This is a genomic window from Legionella sheltonii, assembly GCF_026191355.1.
GTDB lineage: Bacteria > Pseudomonadota > Gammaproteobacteria > Legionellales > Legionellaceae > Legionella > Legionella sheltonii.
On sequence record NZ_JAPHOQ010000031.1, the window covers coordinates 1 to 2,490 of the forward strand.

Sequence of the window (2,490 nt, forward strand, 5' to 3'; positions counted from 1 at the left end):
ACTTTTGATCCTTATATTTAAAGGGTTTTCGATAGACAAATTTCAAGGGGTTTTTGGCCAGGTATGAAAGCAGGAATTTATGCCAGAGTTTCAACACATGATCAACAGACGTTAGATCTGCAAATTGAAGCAATGAAAAAATATGCTCAGGCACGTGAATGGCATATAGAAAGTGAAATTACAGAAATTGGATCAGGAGCAAAAGATAACAGGCCTCTACGTGACAAACTTATCAATCAAGCTAAGCGCAGACAAGTTGATGTTATTATTGTTTGGAAGTTAGATCGATGGGGTCGGTCTGTAAATGACCTATTTCGTACCCTTAACGAACTTAATGGATTGGGTGTTGGATTTATCTCTTTGACAGAGGCATTAGATCTTACTACTGCTACCGGAAGGGCAATGGCTGGGTTACTTGCAATCTTTGCAGAGTTTGAGCGAGAGATTTTACGTGAGCGAGTCAAATCAGGTATTGCCCATGCAAGACAAAAAGGTAAAAACCACGGTCGACCTACAACAATAAAACAGTATGAATCTGAAATAAATCATTTATTTAAGTCTGGATTGAGCAAATCTGAAATTGCTAAAAAACTTGGTATTGGTCGAACATCGGTAAGACGAATTTTATCCGCACAAGTACAGGAATTATAATGTTAATTATTTTTGGCGGACTGCCAGGAACTGGTAAAACAACAATTTCAAAAGAAGTGGCCAAGCGCTTAAAGGCCGTTTACTTAAGAGTGGATACTATTGAACAAACTTTAAAAAATTTAGAGGGTTACCCGGATTCATTAGTAATAGGTTCTGAGGGTTACTTATTAAGCTATGCTATCGCGAAAGAAAATTTAGCCTTGGGATTAGATGTTATTGCTGATTCAGTTAATCCAATTGCCATTACGCGCAATGATTGGCGCCAAGTTGCGAAAGAAGCAAATACCGTTTTTGTTGAAATTGCATTAATTTGTTCTGATAAAATGGAACATCAAGACAGGGTAGAACAGAGAGTAGCAGATATAGATGGTCATAAGCTACTTACATGGAACGATGTTCTAAATAGAGATTATGAACCTTGGGAATCAATATCTATGTTGGTTGATACTTCAAGGCATACCGTGGATGAGTCTGTTCAAAAAATTATTGAGCATATTAAGTCAGAGGCATAGTTCAGTGAAAACTACTGTTTTTTCAAGCAATACTGAATTTTATGAGCAGAATTTTTCTAGCTTAAGTTATCCTTCTATAATAATTGAGGATAAGCTATTTGAAGGATGCCGATTTATCAATGCAAATTTTTCTGAGTCCCAGTTCATTCGCTGTAAATTTGTTGACTGTGAGTTCAATAATTGCAATCTAAGTGCGGTTCAATTCAAAGCATCCTCACTTAACAATGTTACTTTTTTCGAATCAAAAGTAACAGGCGTTAATTGGACTATGCTGAACTGGCCACATATTCGGTTATCCAGCCCGTTTCAGTTTTACAATTCTATTATATCGCATTCGAGTTTTTATGGTCTGGAACTGCAAGAACTGATTATTGAAGCTTGTATTGCACATGATGTTGATTTTAGAGAAGCAGATTTAAGACGTGCCAACTTTAAGCTAACTGACTTCGAAAAAAGCCAATTTGTGCACACAAAGTTGTATGCTTCTGATTTTACGGAAGCTCACAGCTATTCCATTAATCCAACTCAAAATGATATTAAAAAAGCAAAGTTCAGTTTGCCTGATGCGATTCATTTGCTTGATGGATTTGAGATCCAGATTATAGGGTAATTAAACGTGAACAATATTAACTTAAAAAGTTTAGAACCAAATATAAGCATAATAGCTGAAATAAAACTTATTGCATCTAAGTGTGATATGTCATTTGCAGAAGATAAAACGGGGCAACTGTGGCGGAGTTTTAGCCCTGCTATAAAAAATATTCCAAATAAAAAAAATAACTTTAAATATTCAGTTCAGATTTTCCCTAAGACAAATTTTTTTAAAAACTTTGATCCAACAACTACATTTCAGAAATATGCCGCTGTAGAAGCTGATATCAGCGAAAATCTTCCAGAAAACCTGGAAGTTTTAACTATACCCGCAGGCCTTTATGCAATATTCACTTATATCGGTAAGCCTAGTGAAGCTGAAAAAACCTTTTATTATATATATTATCAATGGATAAAAGAATCTGGTTTTGCACTTGATGAAAGGCCACACTTTGCGATAATGGGTGATAAATATATAGGAGAACATCCTGATTCTGAGGAAGAGTTATTCATTCCTATCAGAGGTATCGAACCCCTTCAAGTTAGTGACAGATAAACTTCATAAGTTTTTTGTTTGGATTATTTTGATCAATGCCAATGTTGCACACACAAAACTATAATCAACTTGCTTTGAAAATGTTTAAAGCATTAAATCTATGATTGATCCCAGATTAAACCAAATAGTGTACCAAATTTAATCATGACCCTTTTTTACCAGGATCCCGGCCCGGGGTCA

4 protein-coding genes are annotated in these 2,490 nt (G+C 35.4%); all 4 read left to right on the forward strand.

The annotated features are described in order from the left end of the window. The first annotated feature begins 63 nt into the window (after nucleotides 1–63). The 4 genes from OQJ26_RS19155 to OQJ26_RS19170 are packed head-to-tail and all read left to right on the forward strand — an operon-like array spanning nucleotide 64 to nucleotide 2,310. A complete protein-coding gene (locus OQJ26_RS19155; protein ID WP_265703975.1) occupies nucleotides 64–651 on the forward strand; it encodes a recombinase family protein in 588 nt (195 codons plus the stop codon). Next, entirely contained in the window at nucleotides 651–1,163 is a 513-nt protein-coding gene (locus OQJ26_RS19160; RefSeq protein WP_265703976.1) for a P-loop nucleotide/nucleoside kinase family protein, read from the forward strand. The genes OQJ26_RS19155 and OQJ26_RS19160 overlap by 1 nt, the downstream gene beginning before the upstream one ends. Nucleotides 1,164–1,167: 4 nt before the next feature. Further along, nucleotides 1,168–1,773, forward strand: a complete 606-nt coding sequence (locus tag OQJ26_RS19165) for a pentapeptide repeat-containing protein (protein WP_265703977.1) — start codon at nucleotides 1,168–1,170, stop codon at nucleotides 1,771–1,773. Nucleotides 1,774–1,779: 6 nt separating this feature from the next. Beyond that, on the forward strand, nucleotides 1,780–2,310 hold the full coding sequence (locus OQJ26_RS19170; RefSeq protein ID WP_265703978.1) for a GyrI-like domain-containing protein: 531 nt from the start codon (nucleotides 1,780–1,782) through the stop codon (nucleotides 2,308–2,310). Nucleotides 2,311–2,490: the final 180 nt, after the last annotated feature.

What these genes read in the sequence shown, in the direction of transcription:
- OQJ26_RS19155 (WP_265703975.1), top strand. Translation starts at nt 64, where the DNA reads ATGAAAGCAGGAATTTATGCCAGAGTTTCAACACATGATCAACAGACG.
- OQJ26_RS19160 (WP_265703976.1), top strand. Translation starts at nt 651, where the DNA reads ATGTTAATTATTTTTGGCGGACTGCCAGGAACTGGTAAAACAACAATT.